General features: G+C 72.3%; 20 protein-coding genes. 9 read left to right on the forward strand and 11 right to left on the reverse strand.

Going from position 1 to position 23924, the window contains the following annotated elements:
* Positions 1-116: 116 nt before the first annotated feature.
* A complete protein-coding gene (locus tag CIB93_RS07955; RefSeq protein WP_096625473.1) occupies positions 117-1202 on the forward strand; it encodes a glycoside hydrolase family 5 protein in 1086 nt (361 codons plus the stop codon).
* Between the two features lie 452 nt (positions 1203-1654).
* On the forward strand, positions 1655-4063 hold the full coding sequence (locus CIB93_RS07960) for an endonuclease/exonuclease/phosphatase family protein (RefSeq protein WP_096625475.1): 2409 nt from the start codon (positions 1655-1657) through the stop codon (positions 4061-4063).
* An 82-nt stretch (positions 4064-4145) separates the two neighbouring features.
* On the opposite strand, the gene CIB93_RS07965 is transcribed toward CIB93_RS07960, so the two are convergent.
* Genes CIB93_RS07965 through CIB93_RS07975 form a run of 3 tightly spaced genes read right to left on the reverse strand, consistent with a single transcriptional unit; the run spans position 4146 to position 6563 of the window.
* Positions 4146-5048 carry an alpha/beta fold hydrolase gene (locus tag CIB93_RS07965; protein WP_096625477.1) on the reverse strand — a complete coding sequence of 301 codons (903 nt, stop codon included), beginning with the start codon at positions 5046-5048 and terminating at the stop codon, positions 4146-4148.
* 22 nt (positions 5049-5070) lie between these two features.
* Entirely contained in the window at positions 5071-6333 is a 1263-nt protein-coding gene (locus CIB93_RS07970) for a beta-ketoacyl synthase (RefSeq protein WP_096625479.1), read from the reverse strand.
* Entirely contained in the window at positions 6330-6563 is a 234-nt protein-coding gene (locus CIB93_RS07975; RefSeq protein ID WP_096625480.1) for an acyl carrier protein, read from the reverse strand. The genes CIB93_RS07970 and CIB93_RS07975 overlap by 4 nt, the downstream gene beginning before the upstream one ends.
* Before the next feature lie 249 nt (positions 6564-6812).
* Between CIB93_RS07975 and CIB93_RS07980 the strand changes: the two genes are divergently transcribed.
* The 4 genes from CIB93_RS07980 to CIB93_RS07995 all read left to right on the forward strand — a co-directional run bounded on the left by CIB93_RS07980 (position 6813) and on the right by CIB93_RS07995 (position 10300).
* Complete coding sequence (locus tag CIB93_RS07980) at positions 6813-7259, forward strand: nitroreductase family deazaflavin-dependent oxidoreductase (RefSeq protein ID WP_096625482.1); 447 nt, start codon at positions 6813-6815, stop codon at positions 7257-7259.
* Positions 7260-7341: 82 nt separating this feature from the next.
* On the forward strand, positions 7342-8073 hold the full coding sequence (locus CIB93_RS07985; protein ID WP_096625484.1) for a nitroreductase family protein: 732 nt from the start codon (positions 7342-7344) through the stop codon (positions 8071-8073).
* A gap of 237 nt (positions 8074-8310) precedes the next feature.
* On the forward strand, positions 8311-9864 hold the full coding sequence (locus CIB93_RS07990) for a peptidoglycan-binding protein (RefSeq protein ID WP_096625486.1): 1554 nt from the start codon (positions 8311-8313) through the stop codon (positions 9862-9864).
* Positions 9865-9928: 64 nt separating this feature from the next.
* The gene (locus CIB93_RS07995; RefSeq protein ID WP_096625488.1) at positions 9929-10300 is read left to right on the forward strand and encodes a hypothetical protein; all 372 of its coding nucleotides are present in this window, start codon (positions 9929-9931) and stop codon (positions 10298-10300) included.
* 28 nt (positions 10301-10328) lie between these two features.
* On the opposite strand, the gene CIB93_RS08000 is transcribed toward CIB93_RS07995, so the two are convergent.
* The 6 genes from CIB93_RS08000 to CIB93_RS08030 form a co-directional block, all read right to left on the reverse strand.
* Positions 10329-11000 carry a hypothetical protein gene (locus tag CIB93_RS08000; RefSeq protein ID WP_096625490.1) on the reverse strand — a complete coding sequence of 224 codons (672 nt, stop codon included), beginning with the start codon at positions 10998-11000 and terminating at the stop codon, positions 10329-10331.
* Between the two features lie 394 nt (positions 11001-11394).
* Positions 11395-12537, reverse strand: coding sequence for an XdhC family protein (locus CIB93_RS08010; RefSeq protein ID WP_096625494.1), 1143 nt, complete (start codon positions 12535-12537; stop codon positions 11395-11397).
* 35 nt (positions 12538-12572) lie between these two features.
* Positions 12573-14030, reverse strand: a complete 1458-nt coding sequence (locus tag CIB93_RS08015; RefSeq protein ID WP_096625496.1) for an NCS2 family permease — start codon at positions 14028-14030, stop codon at positions 12573-12575.
* A gap of 328 nt (positions 14031-14358) precedes the next feature.
* Positions 14359-16776, reverse strand: a complete 2418-nt coding sequence (gene pucD, locus CIB93_RS08020) for a xanthine dehydrogenase subunit D (protein WP_096625498.1) — start codon at positions 16774-16776, stop codon at positions 14359-14361.
* On the reverse strand, positions 16773-17372 hold the full coding sequence (locus CIB93_RS08025; protein ID WP_096625500.1) for a (2Fe-2S)-binding protein: 600 nt from the start codon (positions 17370-17372) through the stop codon (positions 16773-16775). Before CIB93_RS08025 ends, pucD begins: the two co-directional genes overlap by 4 nt.
* Positions 17373-17374: 2 nt before the next feature.
* Positions 17375-18265 (reverse strand): xanthine dehydrogenase family protein subunit M, encoded by an 891-nt coding sequence (locus tag CIB93_RS08030; protein ID WP_096625502.1) that lies wholly within the window; start codon positions 18263-18265, stop codon positions 17375-17377.
* Between the two features lie 325 nt (positions 18266-18590).
* Between CIB93_RS08030 and CIB93_RS08035 the strand changes: the two genes are divergently transcribed.
* Positions 18591-20381 (forward strand): PucR family transcriptional regulator ligand-binding domain-containing protein, encoded by a 1791-nt coding sequence (locus CIB93_RS08035; protein WP_096625504.1) that lies wholly within the window; start codon positions 18591-18593, stop codon positions 20379-20381.
* Between the two features lie 182 nt (positions 20382-20563).
* Entirely contained in the window at positions 20564-21346 is a 783-nt protein-coding gene (locus CIB93_RS08040; RefSeq protein WP_096625506.1) for a hypothetical protein, read from the forward strand.
* Positions 21347-21465: 119 nt separating this feature from the next.
* Here CIB93_RS08040 and CIB93_RS37405 read toward each other — a convergent pair whose 3' ends face one another.
* Entirely contained in the window at positions 21466-21978 is a 513-nt protein-coding gene (locus CIB93_RS37405) for a hypothetical protein (RefSeq protein WP_143660010.1), read from the reverse strand.
* A 117-nt stretch (positions 21979-22095) separates the two neighbouring features.
* Entirely contained in the window at positions 22096-22875 is a 780-nt protein-coding gene (locus tag CIB93_RS08045) for a GntR family transcriptional regulator (RefSeq protein WP_096625540.1), read from the reverse strand.
* 145 nt (positions 22876-23020) lie between these two features.
* On the opposite strand from CIB93_RS08045, the gene CIB93_RS08050 reads away from it, so the two are divergent.
* Positions 23021-23869 carry a (2Fe-2S)-binding protein gene (locus CIB93_RS08050; RefSeq protein ID WP_096625508.1) on the forward strand — a complete coding sequence of 283 codons (849 nt, stop codon included), beginning with the start codon at positions 23021-23023 and terminating at the stop codon, positions 23867-23869.
* Positions 23870-23924 lie beyond the last annotated feature (55 nt).

Genomic DNA, 23924 nt, shown 5'->3' on the forward strand with positions numbered 1-23924 from the left:
ACGCGCGTTAATAGACAGGAAAGTTTCCCAACACTGTTGACGTCAATTGGAAGGAAGCTTTACTTTCAGTTCTGCCGACATGGCGCCTCCCACCCCCCTCCGAAGGGAGCACCACCATGCACCAGCGCACCAATCCCCCCACCGAGCCCACCCCCACGGCCGGTCGCCGCCGGTTCGCCCGCAAGGCCCTGCTCGCCGCGTCCGCGCTCGGTGTGGTCACCGCACTCATGGCTCCCGTCCGGGCGGGCGCGGCTCCGGCCCCGGCACCGGCCTCCCCCACCGCCGCCACCCCGCTCGCGGCCAACGGTCAGCTCGCCGTCTGCGGCGTGCGGCTCTGCAACTCCTCCGGCCGGGCGATCGCCCTCAACGGGATGAGCACGCACGGCACCCAGTGGTACGCCCAGTGCGTCACCGGCGGCTCGCTCGACGCCCTGGCCCGGGACTGGCGCGCCGACGTGCTGCGCGTCTCCACCTACGTACAGGAGGGCGGTTACGAGACCGACCCGGCCGGATTCACCGCCCGTGCGCAGAAGTTCGTCAACGCGGCGCACGCGCGCGGTATGTACGCGGTGATCGACTGGCACATGCTCTCCCCGGGCGACCCGAACGCGAACCTGGGCAAGGCGAAGACGTTCTTCAGGGCGATGGCGAAGAAGTACCGGAACCACCCGGGCGTGCTCTACGAGATCGCCAACGAGCCCTCGGGGGTGAGCTGGTCGGCCATCAAGTCCTACGCCGAGCAGATCATCCCGGTGATCCGGGCCGAGGACCCCGATGCGGTCGTGCTGGTCGGGACGCGCGCCTGGTCCTCGTTCGGGGTGTCCGAGGGCTCCAACGAGTCGGAGGTCGTGAACAACCCCGTCAACGCCTCGAACATCATGTACACCTTCCACTTCTACGCCGCCTCGCACCGCGAGGCGTACCTCAGCACGCTCGACCGGGCCTCCGACAAGCTCCCGGTATTCGTCACGGAGTTCGGGACGCAGAACTACTCGGGCGAGGGCGCCAACGACTTCGCCATGTCGCAGCGCTACCTCGACCTGATGAAGCGCAAGAAGATCTCCTGGACCAACTGGAACTACTCCGACGACCACCGCTCCGGTGCCGTCTTCAAGACCGGCACGTGCAGCGGGAGCAACTGGACGGGCACCGGGGTCCTCAAGGAGGCCGGGGTCTGGATCCGCGACCGCATCCGCAACTGACCCCGCCCCGTCCAGCCCTGTGCCGCCGGTCCGAACGGCGGCACAGGGAACGGGCCGCGCGGGAGGACTCCTCGGCGGAGCCCCGGGCCGGAGCCTGACCGGCCCGGGGCTCCGTCGACGCGCCGCGGAGCACACGCGCTTCAGGTCGACACGACCTCGCGTCGCCAGGTGTGCGGATCGTCGCGCGGCGCGCAACGCAACCGGAACGGCGCAAGCCGGTCGAAGTGTCGACCGGAGGGTGGACGGCCGCCTCGGAGGGGCACTTTGCCCGGACATTGCCGTATATGACAGGCACATGGCAGGCCTGCGACGAGCTCCAGTGGGGTTCTCGCGAGGCCCGGCAGCCGGTTCTCCATACGGGCGACGCCGGGAATTAACCGATGATGCCTTGTCATGCCCCGTTCTACGCGCATAGTTTTTGGCTCTTACCACCAAGCTGAGGGGCACCTCCCGTGCAGATATACAGATCCGGTTCCGTTCTGCTGACCGGCGCCGTCGCCGCCGCGCTCGCGGTGACCGCCCTGCCCGCCGCCCAGGCGGCCCCGTCCGCCACCGCCGTCATCTCCGAGGTGTACGGCGGCGGGGGCAACTCCGGCGCGACGCTGACCCGGGACTTCGTCGAGCTGGCCAACGCCGGCTCCGCGCCCTTCGAGGTCGGCGGCCTCAGCGTCCAGTACCTGCCGGGCAGCCCGTCGGCCGGCTCGCGGTGGCAGGTCTCCGAGCTGTCCGGGTCGATCGCGCCCGGTGGCCGCCACCTGGTCGCCCAGGCCAAGGGCAACGGCGGAACGGTCGCGCTGCCCACCGCCGACGCCACCGGCACGATCGCCATGGCGGCGGGCAGCGGCACCGTCGCCCTGGTCTCCGGGACGGCCCCGCTCACCTGCAAGTCCGCGGCGGACTGTGCGGCGGACACCCGGATCGTCGATCTGGTCGGTTACGGTTCCGCGGTCGTCCGGGAAGGCAGTGGCCCGGTCCCCGGCGCCTCGGCCACCGCGTCCGTCGCGCGGGCCGCCTCGCTCGCCGACACCGACGACAACGCCGCCGATCTCACCGCGGGAACCCCGACGCCGGTCAACACGAAGGGCGAGACGTCCGGCGGCGGGCAGGAGCCCGAGGAGCCCGGCCCCACCGAGCCCGGCGACGTGAGGATTCACGACATCCAGGGCACCACCCGCCTCTCCCCGCTCGACGGCACGATGGTGGACGGGGTCCCGGGCGTCGTCACCGGCGTACGGAGCAGCGGCTCTCGCGGCTTCTGGATCCAGGACACCGCGCCCGACAACGACCCGCGCACCAGCGAGGGCCTGTTCGTCTACACGGGCTCCACCGCACCGTCCGTGGCGGTCGGGGACTCCGTCCTGGTCAGTGGCAAGGTCGGCGAGTACCGCCCCGGAAGCAGCACCCAGTCGATCACCCAGCTCACCGCGCCCCGCACCACCGTGCTGTCGTCCGGCAACGCGCTGCCCGACCCAGTCGCGCTCAACGCCCGTTCGGTGCCCGGCCGTTACGTGCCGTCTGCGGACGGCGGGACGATCGACGGGCTGACCCTGGACCCTTCCCGGTACGCCCTGGACCTGTACGAGGCGCTGGAGGGCTCCCGGGTCGAGATCGCCGACACCCGGGTGACCGGGGCGACGACCGCGTACGACGAGATCTGGGTGACCGTGAAGCCCTGGGAGAACCGCAACCGGCGCGGCGGCACGGTCTACGCCTCGTACGAGGACCAGAACACCGGCCGGCTCAAGGTGATGTCGCTGGACCCAGCGCGTCCGGTGCCGACCGCGAACGTCGGTGACGTGCTGAAGGGCCGCACCACCGGAGTCCTCGACTACGCCTCGTACGGCGGCTACAACGTGCAGGCCACCGAGATGGGCACGCTCGTCGACAAGAAGCTGCGGCGCGAGGTGACCCGCAAGCAGAGGTGGAACGAGCTCGCCGTGGCCACGTACAACGTGGAGAACCTCGACGCCCTGGACGACCAGGACAAGTTCGACACCCTGGCCGAGGGCGTCGCGGTCAACCTCTCCTCCCCCGACATCGTCTCGCTGGAGGAGATCCAGGACGACAACGGCCCCGTGAACGACGGCACGACGGGCTCCGAGGCCACGCTGAAGCGGTTCACGGACGCGATCGTCGCGCAGGGCGGGCCGCGCTACGAATGGCGCTACATCGCCCCCGAGAACAACAAGGACGGCGGTCAGCCCGGCGGCAACATCCGTAACGTCTTCCTTTTCAACCCGAAGCGGGTCTCCTTCACCGACCGGCCGGGCGGGGACGCCACCACCGCGGTGCGGGCCGTGGACACGTGGTGGGGCGTGAAGCTCTCCGCGTCCCCGGGGCGGATCAACCCGACGAGCCCGGCGTGGAACAACAGCCGCAAGCCTCTGGTGGGCGAGTTCGTCTTCCGGGGCAGGCCGGTCTTCGTCATCGGCAACCACTTCGCGTCCAAGGGCGGCGACCAGCCGCTGCACGGCCGCTACCAGGAGCCGACACGGTCCTCGGAGACGGATCGCATCCAGCAGGCCGCCGAGGTCAACGCCTTCGCCGCCGACCTGCTGAAGGCGGACAGGTCCGCGAAGGTCATCACGCTCGGGGACATCAACGACTTCGAGTTCTCCCCGACGATGAAGACGCTGACCAAGGGCGGAGTCCTCAAGCCCCTGATCACGACGCTGCCCGCCTCGGAGCGGTACAGCTATGTCTACGACGGCAACTCGCAGACGCTGGACCACATCCTGACGAGCCCCGGCATCCGGCGCTTCGACTACGACGTGGTGCACATCAACGCCGAGTTCGCCGACCAGGCGAGCGACCACGACCCGCAGGTGGTGCGGATCAAGGTCGGCGGGTTCTGGCACTGAGGCACCGCCCCGGCACGCGGACCGGCCGCTATGAGGTCCGCCCGCCGGGGGCGCTGTCAGGTCCGGCCCGCCGGGGTCTCTCTCAGGTCCGCCCCACCGGGGTGCCCGCCTGGCGCGGCAGGGCGACCGCGCCGGTCACCGGCTCCCGCTCGGTGAGGAACCGGGAGACCAGCGCGGCCACCTCGCCGGCCCGCTCCAGGACCACCCAGTGGTCGGACTCCTCGATCGTCAGGAACCGGCTGCCCTCGATCGTCGCGGCGAACTCCCGCTGCCGCGCGGGCGACGTCACCGTGTCGTGCTCTCCGGCGAAGACCAGCGCCGGTACGCCGGTGAGTCCGCCGGAGAAGTCGGGCCGGTCGCCCAGCGCCCGGTGCAGGGAGTCCGCCGCGTGCGGGGAGTGGGCGAGCGCGTGCAGGAACGAGCGCCGAACATAGCGTCGGGCCAGTTCCCTGCGGTGTACGGGCCGTTCGGGGTCGAGGCACATCAGCGCGTCGGCCGCGAGCGCCGCGAACCCCTCGCGGTCGCCGCCCGCCAGCAGCTCCCGCGCCCGCTCCCAGCGGTCCACCTGGGCCTCGTCGATGTGCACCGGGACACCGCCGAGGGCGAGCCGGGCCACCCGCTCCCGATGGTGCTGGGCGAACCCGAAGGCGATGGCGGTGCCGTAGGAGAAGCCGAAGAGGTTGATCCGGGGTGCGCCGAGGTCGTCAGCGATCCGCAGGACGGCCCGGCGCAGGAGACCGGCGCTCGGCCCGGGCGGAAGTGAGTCGGCGGTGCCCATGCCGGGCAGGTCGGCGGTGACCACGTCGGTGGCCGGGCCCAGGTGGTCGTCCATCTGGGGCCAGCCGAACATGCCCTGGAGCGCGCCGCCGAGAATGAGCGTGGGTGCGGTGGCCGGGGCCGCCCCGCCGCTGCGGTCGTACGGCAGGACGCGGTAGCCGTAGCGCACTCCGTCGACCGACAGCGTCCGGATGATCTCCTTGGGCATGTACTCCTGCGTTCCCTTCCGGTCAGGCCCTGGTGAGGACGAGTGCCGCGTTGTGGCCGCCGAAGCCGAGCGAGGTCTTGACGGCGCAGTCGAAGGAGGCGCTGCGGGCCTCCTTGGCCACCACGTCGACCGGGATCGCCGGGTCGGGCGCGTCCAGGTTGACGGTGGGCGGGATGCGTTGGTGCTGGAGGGCGAGAACGGCGAGCGCGGTCTCGATGCCGCCCGCCGCGCCGAGGGTGTGCCCGGTCATGGCCTTGGTGGAGGTGACGAGCGGGCTCTCGCCGAGGACCCGGCGGAGCATGGTCGCCTCGATCAGGTCGTTGGAGACCGTCGAGGTGCCGTGCGCGTTGACGTGCCCGACGTCGGACGGGGAGAGGCCCGCGTCGGCCAGGGCGCTGCGCAGGGCGCGTTCGATGCCGAGGCCGTCCGGGTCGGGGGCGACCGCGGAGTGGGCGTCGCTGGAAGCTCCGTAACCGCCCACGTGGGCACGGACGGTGGCGCCCCTGGCGCGGGCGTGGTCCGGGTGCTCCAGGACGAGCAGCCCGGCGCCCTCGCCGACGACGAAGCCGTCGCGGTGGGTGTCGAAGGGGCGGCAGGCGGCCTCGGGGTCCTCGCGGCGGGTGGAGACGGCCTTGAGGCGGCAGGCGCTGGCGATCAGGAGGCGGGTGCAGGTGGATTCGGCGCCGCCCGCGATGACGATGTCGCAGGCGCCGGAGCGGAGCATCTGGTGGGCGGTGCCGATGGCGACGGTGCCGGACGAGCAGGCGGTGGAGACGGCCTGGCTGGGTCCGTGGAGGCTGAGGTCCAGACTGACGCTGCTGGCGGCGCCGTTGACGACGCTGAGGGGGGCGAGCTTCGGGGAGACCCGGCGGGGGCCGCGGTCGGCGAGGGCGGCGCTCTGCTCGTCGTAGAAGGGCAGCCCGCCGTGGGCGGAGCCGATGACGACGCCGACCCGGCCGCTGTCCCAGACGGACGGGTCGAGCCCGGCGTCCGCGACGGCCTCGCGGGCGGCGATGACGGCGAGTTGGGCGAAACGGTCCATCAGCCGCTGGGCGGCGACCCCGAGCGCGGCCCCCGGGTCGCAGTCGGTGACGGAGTAGAAGAAGTCGCAGGGCAGTTCGGCCAGTTCGGGCCGGGGTCCCACGTTCGGCGCGAGGCCCTCGGTGACGCCGCGCCAGGCGGCGTCCGCGCCCGTACCGGCCGCGGTGACCAGGCCGACCCCGGTGACGGCCGCGGCGTACGGGGCGGGTGCCGGGCGGCGGTAGGCCCGGGCGGCGGCGCTCACGCGGCGACCTTGACGTGGACGGCCTCGATGAGCCGTCCGACGGTGTCGCGGGAGGTGAGCGCGACGTCCTCCAGGTCCACGTCCAGCCGGTCCTCGATGAGCAGCCGCAGCTCCTCCAGCGCGAGGGAGTCCAGCCGCAGCCGGTGCAGCGGGACATCGGGGCGGATGGCCTCGGGGTCGGTTCCGAACTTCGTCACCAGCAGGGCGCTGATCTCTTCCGAAGTGCTCATTCGGCTCTCCTGGGCTCGGTGACGCGGTGACGCCGGCCGCGTGTGAGGGGAGGTGGGGGGAGGGGCCATCGGGGGACGCCGGCTGCTCCGGAAGGACCCTTTATACGCCTTCGCGGACGGGTTCCCGGTCCGCGTTCCCCCGTGCGGAGGGCGGTCAGTCCAGGTGTACGAATCCCCCGCTGCGGGGTTGGGCGGGTGCCAGGATGGTGCGCAGCCCGTACGGGAGAGCGAGAGAGAAGGAGCAACCGGATGACGACGGAGCAGGACGGACGCGGCGAGGTCGTGCTCAACCCCACCGAGTGGGTCGCCCGGCAGGCCGAGCTGTACGAGTCCTCCGGCGGCACGAAGGGCACCACTCAGCTCGGTGTGCCCTGCCTGCTGCTGGACTACGTGGGCCGGCGCAGCGGGCTCGTCCGGCGCACGGTGCTGATCTACGGGCGGGACGGCGAGGACTACTTGATCGTGGCGTCCAACGGCGGCTCGGCACGGCCACCGCAGTGGTATCTGAACCTCCTGGCGAATCCCGAGGTCGAACTCCGGGTGGAGACCGAGCGGTTCGGGGCGATCGCGGCGACCCTGCCGGCGGAGGAGAAGGCGCGGGTGTGGCCGGGTCTGGTGGAGCTGTTCCCGCGCTACGCCCAGTATCAGGCGGCAACCGAGCGGGACATCCCCGTCGTCCGGCTGACACGGCGCTGAGGGAGGCCGCCGGGGCGGGCCCCGGCAGCCCCGGTCCCGCAGCGCTGATGGCGGGCCGGTCCGGGCCGTACACTCCGCGATCATGACCATGGAAAAGGTTCAGACCGACCCGTCCGCCCCCGGCGGCCCCGCCCTCTTCGCCACCATGTCCACGATGCGCGCCATGCGCCGCCTCAAGCCGGACGCGGTGCCGGACGAGACGGTGGAACAGCTCATACAGGCCGCCGTCTGGGGGCCCAGCGGCGGCAACATGCAGTGTTACGAGTACGTGGTGGTGACCGACCGCCAGGTGATGGCGCGGCTGGCGCCGCTGTGGAAGCGGTGCGTGGACGCGTATCTGGCGACGACCGGGAAGTACGCGCCCGAGGGCATGGACGAGGCGGCGTACGGCCGGATGGTGGCGGCGATCGAGTACCAGCGCGACCACTTCGCCGAGACGCCGGTGCTGATCGTGCCGTGCTACCGGTTCCCGGAACCGCGCCTGGACGAGGAGGGGCTCGCGGCCTCGGCGCGGGCGCTGGGCCCGGCGGGCACGGAGCACATGATGACCACGCGGACGCGCTTCCAGGCGCTGGCGGAGGGCTCCTGTGTCTACCCCGGGGTGCAGAACCTGCTGCTCGCGGCCCGGGGACTGGGGCTCGCGGCGAACATCACCATCTGGCATCTGATGCTCGAACAGGAGTGGAAGCAGGAGCTCGGCATCCCGGAGGACATGGCGACGTTCGCCGCGATCCCGGTGGGGTGGCCGCGGGGCAACTTCGGGCCCGTACGGCGTCGCCCGGTGGCCGACGTCATCCACCGCGACCGCTGGTAGCCGAGGCTTCGTCAACCGACACGGACTCCCCTGCCGGGTGATGCCCGTGTTCACCCGGCAGACCCACCGAACTTTCAACTCCGCTGCACTCTAGGGGTGTTGCAGCCCGACACACCCCTTCAACTCGTTGTCATGCCCAGCCCGTATCGATAGCCTGACCGTGCTCCACGTCCCTCTGGCCGACCCCGGCCGGAGGGCTTTTCTCTTCTCTCCCCACTCCACAGAGCAGGAGCCCTCATGCCCCTACGCACCGCAGCCCGCACCCGGGCCCGGGTCTGCGCCCTGGCGGTCCTCACCGCCGCGGCGCTCCTCGCCACCGGGCACCCGGCCAATGCGGCACCGCAACGGGACACGGCCGACCCGATGAACCGCGCCTTCGCCGAGGCGGCCCAGGAGCACGGCGTACCGCGCGATCTGCTGGCCGCCGTCGGCTACGGCGAGTCCCGGCTGAACGGTCACGCGGGCGAGCCCAGCCAGGCGAACGGCTATGGCGTGATGCACCTGGCGAGCAACCCGGTGAACCGCTCCCTGGAGAAGGCCTCCGAGCTGACCGGCGAGAGCACGGCGCGGCTGCGCCGGGACACCGCGGCCAACATCCTCGGCGGTGCGGCCGTCCTGCGCGACCACGCCGACGCGCTGGGCCTGGACGCCGCCGAGCGCCGCGACGTGAACGCCTGGTACCCGGCGGTCGCCCGGTACAGCGCCGCCGACGGACCGGCCGCCGCGCTCTACGCGGACGCCGTCTTCACGTTCCTCGCCAAGGGTGTGACCGCGACGGTGGGCGACGGCGAGCAGGTGCTCGTACCGTCCCGCCCGGTCGCCCCGGACAAGGGGGCGCTGTCGGCGTCCGACCTGTACGTCCAGAGCCAGGACTACCCCTCGGCGCGCTGGGTGCCCGCCCACTCCTCGAACTACACCGTCAACCGATCCGCGACCGTCGACAAGGTGGTCGTTCATGTCACGCAGGGCTCGTACGCGGGCTCCATCAGCTGGTTCCAGAACCCTGCCTCCCAGGTCAGCGCCCACTACGTGATCCGCTCTTCGGACGGCGAGGTCACCCAGACGGTCCGGGACAAGGACACGGCTTGGCACGCCCGCAGCGCGAACGCCTCGTCCGTCGGGATCGAGCACGAGGGGTGGGTCGACAACCCGGCCTGGTTCACGGACGCGATGTACCGCTCCTCGGCCGCCCTGACCTCCCACCTCAGTGCCAAGTTCGACATCCCGAAGAACCGGTCGCACATCGTCGGGCACAGCGAGGTTCCGGGCAACGACCACACCGACCCGGGCGACCACTGGGACTGGGACTACTACATGGAGCTGATCGGCGGCGACCCGGGCAACGGCGGCGACGGCCTGACCTTCCCCGTGTACACGACCCAGCAGTCCGGCTCGGCGGGCCCGCAGGTGACGGCCGTCCAGACGCTGCTCACCCAGCAGGGTTACGAGCCGGGCACGGTGGACGGCCACTTCGGGCCCAACACGAAGAGCGCGGTGGAGGCGTTCCAGCGGGCCCGCTCCCTCGACGCCGACGGCATCGTCGGCCCGAAGACCTGGACGGCCCTGCTGTCGGCGGGCACGACCCCGCTCCTGTCCCAGGGCAGCTCGGGCGACGCGGTGAAGCGCCTCCAGCGCGCCCTGACAGCGGCGCTCGGCACCACCGTCGACGCGGACGGCAGCTTCGGCCCGGCCACGGAAACCGCCGTACGCGGCTACCAGAACAGCCGCAAGCTGGGCGTCGACGGCAAGGTGGGGCCGGAGACGTGGAAGGCGTTGCAGGGCGGACGGTGAGGCGGGGACCGGCGCGGGGCGCCCGGGACTGCCGTGCGCGCCCCCGCCCCGGTACCGTCGCCCTGTGTGCCACTACGCCATGACCCGGTACAAGCTGCACTTCGCCTGCGTCGGTTGCCGCGTCAGCTTCAAGCGGCATCCGGCGCAGGACCGGGAGCAGCCCTGCCCGAACTGCGGCCGCGCCCTCCTCTGCGCGGGTCACGACTTCGCCCCACCGCCGCGCCGTGACACCGCGGCCTGGGGCGCGGTGTCGGCCGTCCTGGCCGCGGGCCTGCGCTACGAGGGGCTGGAGGTGTGCGGCTGCGGCAAGGAGCCGCGCTTCCGCCCCCGCACGCGTGCCGAGGTGCGGGCCCGGCTGGCCGTGGCGGACCGCGACGGGGTGCCCGCCGCCGAGGCCCTGGCCCGCCGCGACGCGTCGGTCCCGGAGCCGGACTGACCGCTACGGCCGCCGGGGGCGGTGCCGCTCACTCCCCCGCGTCGGCCGGGTACCCGATCTCCTTGATGTCCTCGGCCAGTTCGGCGAGGACCCGCTCCGGGTTGAGAGCGGCGACGACCTCGTCGGTGAGCGGCCGGAGGGCGTAGACGTGACGGACCGCTTCGAGGTCGACGGAGACCTCGAAGCAGTCCTCCGCCCACTCCTGGTACGACTCGGGGGTGCCCGCGACAAGGAGCTCGAAGAGCCAGTCGGCGCCGTCGGAGTCCTCACCGTCCTCCGGGAACTCGACACTGCCCGCCCGCCAACGGTCGTCGGCGGCCTCGCGCCAGAGGCAGGCGGTGACCACGGGCAGGCCGAACTCGTCGGCGAACGACGGCTCGTCCACGTAAGGGCGGAAAACAGCGGGCACCTCGTCGAGCACTCCGGGCCAGGGCGCGTCGTTCACGTAGGGGCTCATCGGGGACTCGTGGTCGAACCCGCGCGCGTAGGCGCCAGCGGCGGAGAAGACCACGGAGTACTCGCCTCCCGACCCGTCCCGCATCGCGGCCATCACCTCCGTGGGCGACCACCGCGCGTCGAAGCTGTGCCAGCGGTGGTCCCACTCCGGCTGCAGGATCGCGTCCAGCATCGCCAGGGAACGGCAGAGATCGGTGAGGGCGGGTATGCCCGGCAGCCTGCGGGCCACGTCGTGAACGCTCATGGGCTCATCCAACCGCAACGGCCGTGCGCGACCGCCATGCCCCTAGCCCTGCCCCGGCCGGGCGGAATGGGCGTGCGCCCTCGGAAGGGTGCCGGGCAGACTGTGGCGATGGACGCCCACCCCCGCTCGCCCCGGCAGAACGCTCTGCGGCATGTCTCCGCGGCGACGCGGTCCGGGCCGGGCGCCACGACGCGCAGGACCTGAAGCGGGTCTGGCATCTGCCGGCCCGGTTCGGCCGGTCACCCGCACCCGTGGTCGCCGAGGCCTGACGCACGTACCTGGTCCCGTCCCCCGGGCGGAGTGCGGGACCAGGTGTGGCACCGCTGTGGCGGTCAACCGCTCGGCGCGGACGGATCTTTCAGGCCACCCCGGGCCACCGGTGTTTCAGGGCACCTCAGGCCACCGAGGCGAGTGGCTGTCCGCTGCCGTCGTGGTGGATGGGGGTGTGCGCCCCGGTGAGCGGTACGCCGCTGCCGCCGCGCCGCACCGCGACGATCTCGGCGGCGATGGACAGCGCCGTCTCCTCCGGCGTACGGGCTCCGAGGTCCAGGCCGATCGGCGAGTGCAGCCGGGCCAGTTCACGGTCGCCGAGGCCGACCTCGCGCAGCCGTTCGTTGCGCTCCAGGTGGGTGCGGCGCGAGCCCATCGCCCCGACGTAGGCGACCGGGAGGCGCAGGGCGGCCTCCAGCAGCGGTACGTCGAACTTGGCGTCGTGCGTGAGGACGCAGAGCACGGTGCGGGCGTCGGTGTCCGTTGCGGCGAGGTAGCGGTGGGGCCATTCGACGACGATCTCGTCGGCCTCCGGGAAGCGCGCCGCGGTGGCGAAAACCGGTCGGGCGTCGCAGACGGTCACCCGGTAGCCGAGGAACTTCCCGGCCCGCACCAGCGCCGCCGCGAAGTCGATGGCGCCGAACACGATCATGCGGGGCGGCGGCACGCTCGACTCGACCAGGAGCTGGACGGGCCGGCCGCAGCGGGAGCCCTCCTCACCGATGGCGAGCGGTCCGGTGCGGCCCGCGTCCAGCAGGGCCCGGGTCTCGGCGGCGGCGGTCCGGTCGAGCGCCGGGTGGCCGCCGAGCCCGCCCTCGTAACTGCCGTCGGGGCGGACCAGGAGCGGGAGCCCGAGCAGTTCCTCGGGCCCGTCCGTGATCCGCGCCAGGGCGGCCGCCGTCCCCTCGGCGGCGGCCGCGAGCGCGGCGGCGAACACCGGGCGGGCAGGGTCGTCCGCCCGTACCGGTGTGACCAGGATGTCGATGATGCCGCCGCAGGTCAGGCCGACCGCGAAGGCGTCCTCGTCGCTGTAGCCGAAGCGCTCGCGAACGGAATTGCCGTCATCGAGGGCCTGTTGGCACAGTTCGTAGACCGCACCCTCCACGCATCCGCCGGAGACCGACCCGATGGCCGTGCCGTCCCGGTCGACGGCGAGCGCGGCACCGGGCTGCCGGGGCGCGCTGCCGCCGACCGCGACCACGGTGGCGACGGCGAACTCGCGTCCCTGCGAGACCCACCGGTGCAGCTCTTCGGCGATGTCCAGCATCACGTGTCTCCTCAGGCGTGAAGGGAGGCCGGGCGTCAGTGGACGCCGAGCCAGCTCTCGATCGGGTTGAGGGCGAAGAAGACGATGAAGATCACGGTGAGCCCCCACATGAAGGCCCCGATCTCTCGGGCCCGGCCCTGGGCGACCTTGATGGCGGTGTACGAGATGACACCCGCGGCGACACCGGTGGTGATGGTGTAGGTGAAGGGCATCAGGACCACGGTCAGGAAGACCGGGATGGCGACCGAGCGGTCGCTCCAGTCCACGTGCCGGGCGTTCTGCATCATCATCGCGCCGATGACGACGAGGGCGGCGGAGGCCACCTCGGTCGGGACGATCGCGGTGAGCGGGGTGAAGAAGAGGCATGCGGCGAAGAACAGGCCGGTGACGACCGACGCGAACCCGGTCCGGGCCCCCTCGCCGACGCCGGTGGCCGACTCGACGAAGACCGTCTGGCCGGAGCCGGAGGCGACACCGCCGATGACACCGCCCGCGCCGTCGACGAACAGCGCCTTGGACAGGCCCGGCATGCGGCCCTTCTCGTCGGCGAGCTTGGCCTCGGTGCCGACGCCGATGATGGTGGCCATCGCGTCGAAGAAGCCCGCCAGCACCAGGGTGAAGACGATCATGCCGACGGTCATCACGCCGACGTCGCCCCAGCCGCCGAACTCGACGTTCCCGAAGAGCGAGAAGTCGGGCATGGCGACCGCGCTGCCCTCCAGGGCGGGCGGGCCGCTGCTCCAGGCCTTGCCGTCGATGTCGACGATCGCGTTGACGGCGATGGCGGCGATGGTGCCGACGATGATGCCGATCAGGATCGCGCCGGGGATGTTGCGCGCCTGGAGCATGAAGATCAGCAGGAGCGTCACGCAGAAGATCAGAACGGGCCAGCCGGCCAGTTCACCGGCCGGGCCGAGGGAGACGGGGGTCGCCTCGCCCTTGTGGACGAAGCCCGCCTTGTAGAGGCCGATGAGGGCGATGAAGAGCCCGATGCCCATGGTGATGCCGTGCTTGAGCGCGAGCGGGATCGCGTTCATGATCATCTCGCGGAGGCCGGTGACCACCAGGAGACAGATCACCACACCGTAGATCACACACATGCCCATGGCCTGCGGCCAGGTCATGCTGGGCGCGACCTGCGAGGCGAGCACACCGGAGACGCTGAGTCCGGCGGCGAGCGCCAGGGGCACCTTGCCGACGAAGCCCATGAGCAGGGTCGTCGCGGCCGCCGCGAAGGCGGTCGCGGTGATCAGGCCGCTCTGGCTGAGGAGGTCTTCGTTGACGTCCTCCCCGCCGAGGATCAGCGGGTTGAGGAGGAGAATGTACGCCATGGCCATGAAGGTCGTGACGCCGCCGCGCACTTCGCGCGCGACCGTGGAGCCTCGTTCGGATATGTGGAAGTAACGGTCGAGCCATGATCTTCCGGCGGGGACGCGCGAGCCGGGGCCCGCGGCCTCCGCGCTGGTCTTCGGTTCCACTGACTGCTGGGTCATGATGCCTGACTCCCAAGGTTCACAGGGGCACCCGCGTGGAGATTCCTGAATGCGGGATTTGGGATGACTGCGTCGGCCGCACGACCCGGGGACGGCCGGGACGAACTGTTGAAGCAGATACGGATGTGCCGGAGGCACGGGTGTCCGTGAGGCGCTGCCGTGCGGGAAGCACGGCGAAGAACCGCGAGCGGTGCGGTGCTTGGTGTCTCCGGGCGGTGCGGGATGCGGAAAAGTGTGACGTTCTCGGCTCAGCACACCGCCCGGAGAGTCGGGGGGACCGCTCAGAAACTGACGGGTGATGACCGGTGGGAGATCACCCGGCAGGCTCTCAGGTGCCGGTGAGGTGCTCGGGGCGTACCGGTGTCCTGTTGAGCTCAAGCCCGGTCGCGTTCCGGATCGCCGCGAGGACGGCCGGGGTGGACGACAGGGTGGGGGCCTCGCCGATGCCGCGCAGCCCGTACGGGGCGTGCTCGTCGGCGAGTTCGAGCACGTCGACCGGGATCGTCGGCGTGTCGAGGATCGTGGGGAGGAGGTAGTCCGTGAAGGAGGGGTTGCGCACCTTCGCGGTCTTCGGGTCGACGATGATCTCCTCCATGACGGCGACGCCCATGCCCTGGAGCGTGCCGCCCTGGATCTGGCCGAGGACGGAGAGCGGGTTGAGCGCCTTGCCGACGTCCTGGGCGCAAGCCAGTTCGATGACCTTGACCAGGCCGAGTTCGGTGTCGACCTCGACGACCGCGCGGTGCGCGGCGAAGGAGTACTGGACGTGGCCGTTGCCCTGTCCGGTGCGCTTGTCGAACGCCACGGTGGGCCGGTGGCGCCACTCCAGCTCGATGTCGATCGCCTCGTCCTCCAGCACGTCGGCCAGGTCGGCGAGCACTTCACCGCCGTCGGTGATGACCTTGCCGCCCTCCAGGAGTAGTTCGGCGGTGGCCCAGGCCGGGTGGTAGGTGCCGAACTTGCGGCGGCCGATCTCCAGGACCTGTTCCCGGACGGCCTCGCAGGAGTTCTTGACCGCGCCGCCGGTGACGTACGTCTGGCGGGAGGCGGAGGTGGATCCGGCGGAGCCGACCTGGGTGTCGGCGGGGTGGATGGTGACCTGGTTGACGCCGAGTTCGGTACGGGCGATCTGGGCGTGCACGGTGACGCCGCCCTGTCCGACCTCGGCCATCGCGGTGTGCACGGTCGCGACCGGCTCGCCGTTGATGACCTCCATCCGTACGCGGGCGGTGGAGTAGTCGTCGAAGCCCTCGGAGAAGCCGACGTTCTTCAGGCCCACCGCGTAGCCGACGCCTCGGACGACGCCTTCGCCGTGCGTGGTGTTGGAGAGCCCGCCGGGCAGCGAGCGGACATCGACGGCGGTGCCTTCGCTGCCCGCCGTCAGCCACTCCTGCTCGGGCGGCAGCGGCCGGGCCTTGACCAGGCGCAGCAGCTCGGCGACCGGGGCCGGCGAGTCACAGGCCTGTCCGGTGGGCAGCAGGGTGCCCTGCTCCATGGCGTTGAGCTGCCGGAACTCGACCGGGTCCATGTCCAGCTTCGCGGCGAGCTTGTCCATCTGCGCCTCGTAGGCGAAGCAGGCCTGGACCGCGCCGAAGCCGCGCATCGCGCCGCAGGGCGGGTTGTTGGTGTAGAGGGCGACCGCCTCGATCTCGACGTCCTCGATCCTGTACGGGCCGACCGAGAGCGAGGAGGCGTTGCCGACGACCGCCGGGGAGGCGGAGGCGTAGGCGCCGCCGTCCAGGACGATCCTGCACTTCATGTGCGTGAGCTTGCCGTCCTTGGTGGCGCCGTGCTCGTAGTAGAGCTTCGCCGGGTGCCGGTGGACGTGGCCGAAGAAGGACTCGAACCGGTTGTAGACGATCTTGACGGGCTTGCCGGTGCGGAGCGCCAGCAGGCAGGCGTGGATCTGCATCGAGATGTCCTCGCGACCGCCGAAGGCGCCGCCGACGCCGGAGAGCGTCATACGGACCTTCTCCTCGGGGAGGCCGAGGACCGGGGCGATCTGTTCGAGGTCCGAGTGCAGCCACTGGGTGGCGACGTACAGCTCGACGCCGCCGTCCTCGGAGGGCACGGCGAGGCCGGACTCGGGGCCGAGAAAGGCCTGGTCCTGCATGCCGAAGGTGTACTCGCCCTTGACGATGACGTCGGCCCGCTCGGCGGCCTTCTCCGCGTCGCCGCGGATGATCGGCTGGTTGTGCACGACGTTCGCGTGCGGGACGTACTTGATGTACTCGTCCGTGCGGCCCTCGTGGACCAGCGGCGCGTCGTCGGCGAGCGCGGAGGCCTCGTCGGTGACGACGGGCAGTTCCCGGTACTCGATCTTGATCTTCGCGGCGGCGCGGCGCGCGGTCTCCGGGTGGTCGGCGGCCACGATGGCGACCGGCTCACCGTGGTGGCGGACCTTGCCGTGGGCGAGAACCGGGGTGTCCTGGATCTCCAGGCCGTAGTTCTTCATCTCGGCCGGGAGGTCGTCGTAGGTCAGCACCGCGTAGACGCCGGACGTCGCCAGCGCCTCGGAGGTGTCGATGGAGACGATCTCCGCGTGCGCGACGGTGGAGCGCAGCGTCTGGCCCCACAGCATGTCCTCGTGCCACATGTCGGAGGAGTACGCGAACTCTCCGGTGACCTTCAGGGTGCCGTCGGGGCGGAGCGTGGACTCGCCGATGCCGCCCTTGGTGGGCGAACCCTGGGTGATCTCGGTGGGGGTGCCCGCCGGTACGGTCTGGGCCTTCGGGGACGTGGTCATGACTGGACCGCCTCTTCCTGACGGGCGGCCGCGAGGCGGACCGCGTCGAGGATCTTCTCGTAGCCGGTGCAGCGGCACAGGTTGCCGGAGAGCGCCTCACGGATGTCCTGGTCGGACGGCGAGGGGGTGTTCTCCAGCAGCTCGTCGGCGGCGACGAGGAGGCCGGGGGTGCAGAAGCCGCACTGGACGGCTCCGGCATCGATGAACGCCTGCTGGATCGGGGAGAGCGGGGCCGCCTCGCCCGTCTGGCCGTCGGCGGGCCGGGCCTGCCAGCGCTTGGCGGCGTCCAGGGTGGTGCCGCACGCGCCGGAGGCGCAGCCGCCGCCCGGGTGGGCGTCCTCGCGGTGCTTGGCGTAGTCGGCCAGGCCCTCGACGGTGACGACCTCGCGGCCCTCGACCTGACCGGCGGCGACCAGACAGGAACAGACGGGGACGCCGTCCAGGCGGACCGTACAGGAGCCGCACTCGCCCTGCTCGCAGGCGTTCTTCGAGCCGGGCAGGCCCATGCGCTCACGCAGGACGTACAGGAGGGACTCGCCCTCCCACACGTCGTCGGCTTCCTGCTGACGGCCGTTGACCGTGAAATTGACTCGCATGGTTACGCAGCTCCTTCCAGCGTGCGGCCCGCGCCGCGGTACTGCTCCCAGGTCCAGCCGAGCGTGCGGCGCGCCATGATGCCGACCGCGTGCCTGCGGTACTTCGCCGTGCCGCGTACGTCGTCGATCGGGTTGCAGGCGCCGGATGCGAGAGCGGCGAACTGCTTGGCGATCGCGGGGGTGATGATCTTGCCGCTCTCCCAGAACCCGCCCTCTTCGAGCGCGGCGTTCAGGAAGCTCTCGGCCTCCTTGGCCCGGATGGGCGTCGGGGCGGCGGAGCCGATGCCGGTGCGCACGGTGCGGGTCTCGGGGTGCAGCGCGAGGCCGAAGGCGCAGACGGCGATGACCATCGCGTTACGGGTGCCGACCTTGGAGTACTGCTGCGGCCCGTCGGCCTTCTTGATGTGCACGGCCCGGATCAGCTCGTCCGGCTCCAGGGCGTTGCGCTTGACGCCTGTGTAGAAAGCGTCGATAGGAATCAGCCGGATTCCGCGTACGGATTCGGCCTCGACCTCGGCGCCCGCGGCGAGCAGCGCCGGATGGGCGTCACCCGCCGGCGAGGCGGTGCCGAGGTTGCCCCCGACGCCGCCGCGGTTGCGGATCTGCGGCGAGGCGACGGTGTGCGAGGCGAGCGCCAGGCCGGGCAGCTCGGCCCGCAGGTGGTCCATGATGCTGCTGTACGGCACGGAGGCGCCGAGCCGCACGCTCTCCTGGCCCACCTCCCACTCGGACAGCTCACCGATGCGGTTCAGGTCCAGGAGGTACTCGGGCCGCCGGTGGTCGAAGTTGATCTCGACCATCACATCGGTGCCGCCCGCGATGGGCACGGCCGTGGGGTGCTCGGCCTTGGCGGCGAGCGCCTCCTCCCAGCTGGCGGGGCGAAGGAAGTCCATGAGTGGCTCTCTTCTTCTCAATCGGGTCGTTCGCTGGGGCTGGGGACGGCCGGCCCTCGACTGGCTCGTTCTGGCTTGTCTGGCTCGTTCACGTGGCGTTCATGTTCTGTGTGGCCCAGTACACAAGCCCAGCTCCGACCGGTGCAGTCACCGAAACACTGAAGGAGTTGGCTGGTCTCCGCCCTTGTCTTGTAGATTCGAACGAATGGCGGAGATCAGTAACCTCACCGCAATTCACAGATACCCCCCGACCTCACCGCTCCCCCACCCACGAACCCCTTCATCCACCTGCTCCTCCCCTACGGAAAAGATCGGCGGCGACGAGATGCGGCTGCGCGCACTGCTGGAGACCGACGCGCTGGGCCTGCGGCTGCTCGGCGGCGAGGACGAGCTGGACCGCACGGTCCGGGGCGTCATGACGACCGACCTGCGCGACCCCAGCCGCTACCTCTCCGGCGGCGAGCTGGTGCTGACGGGCCTCGCCTGGCGCCGGGACGCGGCGGACTCCGAGCCGTTCGTCCGCATCCTGGCGGGCGCCGGGGTGGCCGGTCTCGCGGCCGGTGAGGCGGAGCTCGGCGACATCCCCGCCGACCTGGTCGAGGCGTGTCTGCACCACCGCCTCCCACTCTTCGCCGTGCACGAGACCGTGGCCTTTGCAACCATCACCGAGCATGTCGTGCGCCAGGTCTCCGGCGAGCGGGCGGGCGATCTGGCGGCCGTGGTGGACCGGCACCGCAGGCTGATGACCGCGGGCCCGGCGGGCGGCGGCCCCGAGGTCGTCCTGGATCTGCTCACCTCCGACCTGGACCTGCGGGCCTGGGTGCTGTCCCCCACCGGCCGGCAGATCGCCGGCGCGGGCGAACCGCTGCCCGGACCGCTGGGCGCGACCCTGGCCGGGCACCATCTGGCGGCCACCCGCACCGGCCGCCGGGGCCCGCACCGGGCGTCCGTCGCCGGTACGACGTACTCGCTCTTCCCGATCCGCAACACCGGCCGGGGCGCGGTCCCGGCCGCCCGCGACGTACGGGAGTCGGTGCTCTCGGACTGGCTGCTGGCCGTCGAGGCGGACGCGTCGGACTGGCCGGCGCCCCGGCTCGACCTGCTCCAGGGCGTCACCCAGCTGATCGCGGTCGAACGCGACCGCCGCGACGCGGCCCGTACGGTACGCCGCAGGCTCGCCCAGGAGGTCCTGGAGCTGGTCCAGACGGGCGCCGCACCGGCCGAGATCGCCGCCAGGCTGCGGGTCGCCGCACCGGTCCTGCTGCCCGGGCTGGGGGTGGCCCCGCAGTGGCAGGTCGTGGTGGCCCGGGTCGACTGGACCGCCCCCGAGGCGGCCTCCGCCCAGGGCTCGGCGGTCATCACGGGCTCCACGGCTCCTGCGGCCGGGGAGATCGCGAGCGGCCCGGTGGCCCAGGCGCTGCTGGAGGAGATCCTCGTCGACCCGGCAGTCAGCGGCCCCGACTCCGCCGACCGGATCGCCGTCGCCCACACGGGCGAGGAGGCCATCGCCCTCGTCCCGCTGCCCGCCCTCACCGCCCCCCTTCCGGAGGCCGGGGAGGAGGCAGGGCAGGGCCTCGGCGCGGAGTCCGACGAAGACGCCGAGACGGCCGACGGGGACCCCGCGCTGCACGCCGACGCCCTGCTGGCCGCCGTCCGCGAACCGCTCTCGGCCGGGCTCGCCGACGACGGCCGGCTGACACTGGGTGTCAGCGCGGCTGTGCATTCCGCCGAAGGGCTGCGCGGCGCGCTGGAGGAGGCCCGGCACGCCCGCCGGGTGGCCGCGGCCCGTCCGGGGCGGGTCTGCGCGGCCGGTCACCACGAGCTGGCCTCGCACGTGCTGCTGCTGCCGTTCGTCCCCGACGACGTCCGGCGCGCCTTCACCGCCCGGCTGCTGGACCCGCTGCGCGACTACGACCGGCGCCACCGCGCGGAGCTGATCGAGACGCTGGAGGCCTTTCTGGACTGCGACGGGTCCTGGACCCGCTGCGCGGCCCGGCTGCACCTCCACGTCAACACACTGCGCTACCGCGTCGGGCGTATCGAGCAGTTGACGGGGCGTGACCTTTCGCGCCTGGAGGACAAGCTCGACTTCTTCCTCGCCCTGCGCATGAGCTGATCCTCCGGCCCGCGTGGGGGTCCTCCCGGCCTCCGTCGAGTTCCCGCCGATTGTGAATTCTTTCACCTGACATTGTCCGGACCCCTTGGCCCGGCGTGCCAATCCGTGCTGAGATGCGGCGGTACTCAAGCACTCAACAGCACAATGGCGCGCTCGGGGAGGGCAATGTGGCGCATACCGCCATGTCTGGTTCCGGAACGACAGCAGATGACGATCCGCCGCTCCAGACAGCGGTATGGCGGCTGCGGTCCCGCGCCTGCTGGCTGGACGCGGCCGCCCTGCTGGAGCCGCATGCGGCGACCGACCCGGCGGCCGCGCTCCAGCGCACCGCTTTGCTGACCGAACGGTGTCTGTACACCGGACAGGGCTGGACCGACGCCGAGGACGCGCTGCGCACGGCGGAGGCCATCGCCCGCACCGACGACGAACGCGGTGCGGCCGCCTGCGAGCGGGGGCACCTGGCGTACGCCTCGACGCTCCTCGCGGTACGGGACCGGGCCGACGAGGCGAGCGTGGCGCTCAGCCGGTCGGCGGCCCTGCTGGCCCCCGCGTCCCCCGCGCGACCGCTGCTGGACTTCCGGCGCGGGCTGATCGCCCAGAACATCGCGGACTCGCCGCAGTCGGCGCGCGCCGCGTTCCGCCGGGCGCACGCCGGGGCGGCCAACCAGGGCGACGAGCTGCTGCTGTCGTCCACCTGGCGGCATCTGGCCGCCCTGGCCCTGCGGGAGGGCGAGCTGGCGGAGGCCCGGCACGGCTTCGCGGAGTCCCTGCGGATACGCGAGGAGCTGGGCTTCCTGGTCGGTACGGCCCCGGCCCTGATCTCCCTCGCGGGGGCGGAGCCGGAACCGGAGGCGGCCCGGCTGCGCGCCGAGGCCGGGCGGCTGTTCCGCCTCCTCGGCGGCGTGCCCACCTGGCTGGCCCCGTACCTGGGACCTCCGGCCCAGCGGACGGCCGAGGCGAGCTGAGGCGGGCGGGCCGGCTCCGGGCCGGGCCCCTGCGGTCCGAGGCCGGGCTCACACGGGTTCCGGCCCGGCTGGTACGGGGCGGGGTGGCCCTGGCTGGTACGGACCCGGGCCGGCGTCGGTCAGCCCTGGGTGCGGTCGTCGACCGGGTCTCCCGGTCTCCAGCGCGCGTCGGTCCAGTCCGGCTTCGGGGTCGGGCGCGGCGGCGCGGGCGGCGGGTTCGGGCCCCTGTTGGGGTTCTGCGGTACGGCGGCGGACCCGGAGCCCGCGCCGCCGCCGTTCCGGGGCGGCGGCGGGACCGGCGCCTTGGGCGGTTCCGGCTTGGCCGTGCGCGGCAGGGGCAGGGTCGCCGCGGGCGAGGGCCGGGGCGGGGCGGTCTCCGTGGGAGCGGGGACGGCGGTGGGGCTCGGCGAAGCGCTCCGACTCGGGCTCGGACTCGGTGACGTGCTCGTGCCGGGGGTCGGCGCGCCGGTGGACCCGCTCTGCGTCGGCGAAGGCGTCCGGGCGGGGGGCGTACGGTCGTCCGCCCCGCCGGAGCAGCCCGCGAGCCCCACGGCCAGGGCAGCCGCGGCCAGCGCCCCGGCGACCGGCCCCCGCGCGCGTCTTCGTACCGTCGCCGACTCCGTACGAACCATCCCCGCCCCCGCTTCCCGCGCTTCCCGCGCTCTCCGCCGCGCGGAAACGATCATGATCGCGCGGTGCGGGCACACCCTATCCGCACAGCGGCCGGGTGGATACGCGGGCCGTACCGGTCAGCCGTCGGCGCCGGCGAAGTGCTCGCGGACCAGGGCCTGGACGACGGTGAGGTCCTGGGCCATGAGGGCGTCGAGCAGGGCGGTGTGCTCGGCCGCGTCCGCCAGCAGATCGGCCCGGCGGGTGGCGGGACCCGAGACCAACGGCCACTGGGAGCGCCGGTGGAGCTCGTCGGCGATCGCGACCAGCTGCTCGTTGCCCGAGAGCGCGAGGACCGCGCGGTGGAAGGCCCGGTCGGACTCGGCGTAGCTCGCCCTGTCGCCCACGGCGGCCGCCGCGACCGTGGCGTCCGCGAGCGGGCGCAGCACGCCCCAGCGGGCGACCGGAACCGTACGGGCCAGACGCAGCATCACCGGGACCTCGATCAGGGCGCGCACCTCGGCCAGCTCGGCCAGCTCGCGGGGGCCGCGCTCGGTGACCCGGAAGCCGCGGTTCGGCACGACCTCGACGGCGCCTTCGAGGGCCAGCTGCTGCATCGCCTCGCGCACCGGCGTCGCGGAGACCCCGAAGCGGCCGCCGAGGACCGGGGCGGAGTACACCTGGCCGGGGATCAGCTCGCCGTCGACGAGCGCGGCGCGCAGGGACTCCAGAATCTGGCCCCGGACGGAGTGGCGCCGCACCACCCGGGGGGCGGGCGGTTCACTGTGGGTGTGCTCGCCCCGGGCGGAGGCCTCGCCGCGCGCCTGATGCGGCACCCGGCCCTCCGCTTCTTGCGTGCGCGGGGTCGCGCCGGGAGCGTACGCCGGACGTGCGCCCTCGCGCGCGCTGCCCTGCTCCACCGGGACCTCCTCCACCTGCCGCGGGCCGACTCGCGTACGCCGAACCTCCTGTGCACGATAGAGGCAGGAGGCTGCAGTTCAAACATCGACGGCATCGGGTAAGGTAAGCCTTACCTGCACACGATCCCGATTCGGTGGTCCCTGCATGACCCTCTCCCCGCCGTTCACCGGTACCGCGACGTCCCCCGTGACCGCCGCGTACGCCCGACTGACCGAGGTCTTCCCCGGTCTGCGCGCCGACGTGCTCGACGGCGACGCGGTCGCTCCGTCCGGTGCGGGCTGGGTCGGCGCGGCCGAGCTGGCAGCCGGCGGGGCCGCCGTGGACACCTTCCTGGCCTGGGACAACGCCCAGGTGCTGCGCGACTACGGCCAGCAGGCCCGCCCGGACGTGGTGGCCAGCTTCGGTCTGCACCGGTATGCCTGGCCCGCCTGCCTGCTGGTCACGGTGCCCTGGTTCCTCCAGCGGCGGGTGGTGCGCATCCCGGTCGAGGACGTCTCCTTCCAGCGGGCGCTGGGGCACCTGACCGTGCGGGTGAGGGAGTTCGCCTGCCTGCCGGACGACCCGGCGGCCGGACTCCCCGGGGCCAAGGTCGTCCCGGACGAGGCGGCACTGCGGGCGGAGGTCCTGGCTTCCCTGACCGAGCACCTCGCACCCGTCCTGGAGGGCTTCGGACCACGCATGCGGCGCGGCAAGCGGGCGCTGTGGGGGATGGCGACGGACGAGATCGTCGAGGGCCTCTGGTACATCGCGCATCTGCTGGGCGAGGAGCGGCGCGCGATGGCCGAGCTGGAGCTGCTGCTCCCCGGCACCACGAAGCCGTACGTCGGCACCGCGGGGTTCCGTGAACTGACCGGGCCCGAGGGCCAGTCCCTGCCGACCCGCGACCGGGCGAGCTGCTGCCTCTTCTACACCCTGCGCCCCGAGGACACCTGTGTGACCTGCCCGCGTACCTGCGACGCGGACCGCGTGCGGAAGCTGAGGGCTGTCCCGTAATCCCTGGCGGGCGGGACAGCCCTCAGCCGCGGCTTCCTGATCCACACCGCCCGTC

The organism is Streptomyces sp. WZ.A104, assembly GCF_002382885.1.
In the GTDB taxonomy this organism is placed as follows: domain Bacteria; phylum Actinomycetota; class Actinomycetes; order Streptomycetales; family Streptomycetaceae; genus Streptomyces.